Origin of the sequence: Nocardioides bruguierae, assembly GCF_023656415.1 — a bacterium.
In the GTDB taxonomy this organism is placed as follows: Bacteria; Actinomycetota; Actinomycetes; order Propionibacteriales; family Nocardioidaceae; genus Nocardioides; species Nocardioides bruguierae.
In genome coordinates this window covers 1-5,354 of record NZ_JAMOIL010000059.1, presented here as the reverse complement: position 1 = coordinate 5,354, position 5,354 = coordinate 1, and the positions used below count along the sequence as shown (strand labels likewise).

Sequence of the window (5,354 nt, the reverse complement as noted above, 5' to 3'; positions counted from 1 at the left end):
TGGTTGTGTTGGTGGGTGGGTTTCTTTGACGATGATTCTGACAAGTTTGTCAGGTTCTTTCTGTCAGTGATTGATTTTGCATCATCTCACACTGTGTGTGGGTTTTCGATGGAGAGTTTGATCCTGGCTCAGGACGAACGCTGGCGGCGTGCTTAACACATGCAAGTCGAGCGGAAAGGCCTTTCGGGGTACTCGAGCGGCGAACGGGTGAGTAACACGTGAGTAATCTGCCTCTGGCTTTGGGATAGCCACCGGAAACGGTGATTAATACCGGATACGACACATCTCCGCATGGGGCGTGTGTGGAAAGTTTTTCGGCCAGGGATGTGCTCGCGGCCTATCAGCTTGTTGGTGGGGTAATGGCCTACCAAGGCTTCGACGGGTAGCCGGCCTGAGAGGGTGACCGGCCACACTGGGACTGAGACACGGCCCAGACTCCTACGGGAGGCAGCAGTGGGGAATATTGGACAATGGGCGGAAGCCTGATCCAGCAACGCCGCGTGAGGGATGACGGCCTTCGGGTTGTAAACCTCTTTCAGCACAGACGAAGCGCAAGTGACGGTATGTGCAGAAGAAGGACCGGCCAACTACGTGCCAGCAGCCGCGGTAATACGTAGGGTCCGAGCGTTGTCCGGAATTATTGGGCGTAAAGGGCTCGTAGGCGGTTTGTCGCGTCGGGAGTGAAATCACCGGGCTTAACTCGGTGCTTGCTTTCGATACGGGCAGACTAGAGGTATTCAGGGGAGAACGGAATTCCTGGTGTAGCGGTGAAATGCGCAGATATCAGGAGGAACACCGGTGGCGAAGGCGGTTCTCTGGGAATATCCTGACGCTGAGGAGCGAAAGTGTGGGGAGCGAACAGGATTAGATACCCTGGTAGTCCACACCGTAAACGTTGGGCGCTAGGTGTGGGATCCATTCCACGGGTTCCGTGCCGCAGCTAACGCATTAAGCGCCCCGCCTGGGGAGTACGGCCGCAAGGCTAAAACTCAAAGGAATTGACGGGGGCCCGCACAAGCGGCGGAGCATGCGGATTAATTCGATGCAACGCGAAGAACCTTACCTGGGTTTGACATACACCGGACGCATCCAGAGATGGGTGTTCCCTTGTGGCTGGTGTACAGGTGGTGCATGGCTGTCGTCAGCTCGTGTCGTGAGATGTTGGGTTAAGTCCCGCAACGAGCGCAACCCTCGTCCTATGTTGCCAGCACGTCGTGGTGGGGACTCATAGGAGACTGCCGGGGTCAACTCGGAGGAAGGTGGGGATGACGTCAAGTCATCATGCCCCTTATGTCCAGGGCTTCACGCATGCTACAATGGCCGGTACAAAGGGCTGCAATCCTGTGAGGGTGAGCGAATCCCAAAAAGCCGGTCTCAGTTCGGATTGGGGTCTGCAACTCGACCCCATGAAGTCGGAGTCGCTAGTAATCGCAGATCAGCAACGCTGCGGTGAATACGTTCCCGGGCCTTGTACACACCGCCCGTCACGTCACGAAAGTCGGCAACACCCGAAGCCAGTGGCCCAACCCTTGTGGGGGGAGCTGTCGAAGGTGGGGCTGGCGATTGGGACGAAGTCGTAACAAGGTAGCCGTACCGGAAGGTGCGGCTGGATCACCTCCTTTCTAAGGAGTCATGCACACGGATGGCCGGCGAGTGTCCGGTTCACGGTTGTGGTGCTCTGGAAGTGGAATCGTCGATGAATGGCTCGACCGGTCGTGGTCGCGTCGCCTCAGTACTGCTCAGCCTCTTCGGGGGTGGGGTGTGGAACCGGGTGTCGTGGTCGTGGGTGGTGGGGTTGGTTCGATGCTCATGGCCTGGTGCACGTGTTTGCGTGTGGTGGGTGTGGGTGGAGACAGTGGCACGCTGTTGGGTGTCTGAGGGATCAGACGCTGGTTCTTCTTGCCTCCTTGGGGGTTCTGCTGGCCGGATGGTTGGTGGGGGTTCCTTGGTGGGTTGGTTGTTTGGTTGTTGAATAGTGGACGCGAGCATCTTAATTATTAAGCTGTTTTGTTTGTTCGTTCGTGGCGTGAAGTGATTCATGTGGATGCATGGTCCGACTTCTGATGCGCAGTGGACTGGTCGATCTGGGCTGCGTGAGTGGTCTGGTTGGTTTGGTTGGTTGTGTGTGTTGTTGGGTGTGTGTTGACAAGCTATGAAGGGCACATGGTGGATGCCTTGGCATCAAGAGCCGATGAAGGACGTGGGAGCCTGCGATAAGCCCTGGGGAGTTGGCAACCGAGCGTTGATCCGGGGGTGTCCGAATGGGGGAACCCAGCTGGAGTCATGTCCAGTTACCTGCACCTGAATGAAATAGGGTGTGTGGAGGGAACGCGGGGAAGTGAAACATCTCAGTACCCGTAGGAAGAGAAAACAATAGTGATTCCGAGAGTAGTGGCGAGCGAAATCGGATGAGGCCAAACCATGCGCATGTGATACCCGGCAGGGGTTGTGCGTGTGGGGTTGTGGGAGCGTGTGTCTGTATCTGCCGGTGCAGGGCGCAGTAAGAAATCACAGGTGAGACCGAGAGCCTTGGAAAGGGTTGCCGTAGAGGGTGATAGCCCCGTAGGTGTAAGTCTGTGACTGCGTGCATGTTTCCCAAGTAGCACGGGACCCCTGAAATCCTGTGTGAATCTGGCGGGACCACCCGTTAAGCCTAAATACTCCTTGATGACCGATAGCGGACCAGTACCGTGAGGGAAAGGTGAAAAGTACCCCTGGCGGGGAGTGAAATAGTACCTGAAACCGTGTGCCTACAATCCGTCGGAGCCCGGCTGCCCCTTGTGGGTGTTGGGGTGACGGCGTGCCTTTTGAAGAATGAGCCTGCGAGTTTGCGTTGTGTGGCGAGGTTAACCCGTGTGGGGTAGCCGTAGCGAAAGCGAGTCCGAAGAGGGCGAGATAGTCGCACGATCAAGACCCGAAGCGGAGTGATCTATCCATGGGCAGGTTGAAGCGCGGGTAAGACCGCGTGGAGGACCGAACCCACTTAGGTTGAAAACTGAGGGGATGACCTGTGGATAGGGGTGAAAGGCCAATCAAACTCCGTGATAGCTGGTTCTCCCCGAAATGCATTTAGGTGCAGCGTTACGTGTTTCTTGCCGGAGGTAGAGCACTGGATAGCCGATGGGCCCTACCAGGTTACTGACGTTAGCCAAACTCCGAATGCCGGTAAGTGAGAGCGTAGCAGTGAGACTGCGGGGGATAAGCTTCGTAGTCGAGAGGGAAACAGCCCAGACCATCAGCTAAGGCCCCTAAGCGGTGACTAAGTGGAAAAGGATGTGGAGTCGCATTGACAACCAGGAGGTTGGCTTGGAAGCAGCCACCCTTGAAAGAGTGCGTAATAGCTCACTGGTCAAGTGATTCCGCGCCGACAATGTAGCGGGGCTCAAGTCATCCGCCGAAGCTATGGCAGTCGCATACTGGTGATTCAGTAACTCCTAACGGGGGTGTGGCTGGGTAGGGGAGCGTCGTGTCCCGGGTGAAGCTCCAGAGTGATCTAGGGGTGGATGGGGCACGAGTGAGAATGCAGGCATGAGTAGCGAATCGCGTGTGAGAAACACGCGCGCCGAATGATCAAGGGTTCCAGGGTCAAGCTAATCTGCCCTGGGTAAGTCGGGACCTAAGGCGAGGCCGACAGGCGTAGTCGATGGACAACGGGTTGATATTCCCGTACCGGCAAAGTAGCGCCCATGACGAGCCCGGTGATGCTAACCATCCGAAGCGCCGTGACTGCTTCCCTTCGGGGGAGTGGCGTGTGTGTGGAGCATGGGAACCGATCCGGTAGTAGTCAAGCGATGGGGTGACGCAGGAAGGTAGCCTGACCACAGCGATGGTTGTCTGTGGCTAAGTGTGTAGGGCGATGTGTAGGCAAATCCGCGCATCATATGCCTGAGACATGATGGGGACCCCGTATGGGGGAAGCAGGTGATCCTATGCTGTCGAGAAAAACCTCTAGCGAGCTATGCGCCGCCCGTACCCGAAACCGACTCAGGTGATCAGGTAGAGAATACCAAGGCGATCGAGCGAACCATGGTTAAGGAACTCGGCAAAATGCCCCCGTAACTTCGGGAGAAGGGGGGCCGGATCCGTGAACCACCTTGCGTGGGGAAGCGGTGATGGCCGCAGAGACCAGGCCCAAGCGACTGTTTACTAAAAACACAGGTCCGTGCGAAGTTGTAAGACGATGTATACGGACTGACTCCTGCCCGGTGCTGGAAGGTTAAGAGGACCGGTTAGATAGCAATATCGAAGCTGAGAATTTAAGCCCCAGTAAACGGCGGTGGTAACTATAACCATCCTAAGGTAGCGAAATTCCTTGTCGGGTAAGTTCCGACCTGCACGAATGGAGTAACGACTTGGGCGCTGTCTCAACCATGGACTCGGCGAAATTGCACTACGAGTAAAGATGCTCGTTACGCGCGGCAGGACGGAAAGACCCCGGGACCTTTACTATAGTTTGGTATTGGTGTTTGGTTCGGCTTGTGTAGGATAGGTGGGAGACTGTGAAGCATGCACGCCAGTGTGTGTGGAGTCGTCGTTGAAATACCACTCTGGTCGTACTAGATGTCTAACCTAGGTCCGTTATCCGGATCAGGGACAGTGCCTGATGGGTAGTTTAACTGGGGCGGTTGCCTCCCAAAGAGTAACGGAGGCGCTCAAAGGTTCCCTCAGCCTGGTTGGCAATCAGGTGGCGAGTGTAAGTGCACAAGGGAGCTTGACTGTGAGACAGACATGTCGAGCAGGGACGAAAGTCGGAACTAGTGATCCGGCCACGGCATGTGGAAGCGTGGTCGCTCAACGGATAAAAGGTACCCCGGGGATAACAGGCTGATCTTCCCCAAGAGTCCATATCGACGGGATGGTTTGGCACCTCGATGTCGGCTCGTCGCATCCTGGGGCTGGAGTAGGTCCCAAGGGTTGGGCTGTTCGCCCATTAAAGCGGCACGCGAGCTGGGTTTAGAACGTCGTGAGACAGTTCGGTCCCTATCCGCCGCGCGCGTAGGAAACTTGAGAAAGGCTGTCCCTAGTACGAGAGGACCGGGATGGACGAACCTCTGGTGTGCCAGTTGTACCGCCAGGTGCACGGCTGGTTGGCTACGTTCGGAAGTGATAACCGCTGAATGCATCTAAGCGGGAAGCACGTTTCAAGATGAGGTTTCCCACCGGGTTAACCGGGTAAGGCCCCCAGTAGATGACTGGGTTGATAGGCCGGAGGTGTACAGCAGTGATGCCCAGCCGACCGGTACTAATAGGCCGAGGGCTTGTCACCACACTCCTACACTGCACACACAAACAAACACACAGATACAGCGTGTGATTGAGCGTGTCTCGCGTCCACTGATTGAACAACCAAACAC

General features: G+C 56.3%; 2 rRNA genes. Both read left to right on the top strand.

From position 1 onward, the window contains the following. Nucleotides 1-105: 105 nt before the first annotated feature. Nucleotides 106-1,622 (top strand): 16S ribosomal RNA (locus M8330_RS21545). Nucleotides 1,623-2,143: 521 nt separating this feature from the next. Further along, nucleotides 2,144-5,266, top strand: a 23S ribosomal RNA gene (locus tag M8330_RS21540). The 16S and 23S rRNA genes sit together here, the layout of an rRNA operon. The last annotated feature ends 88 nt before the right edge of the window (nucleotides 5,267-5,354 follow it).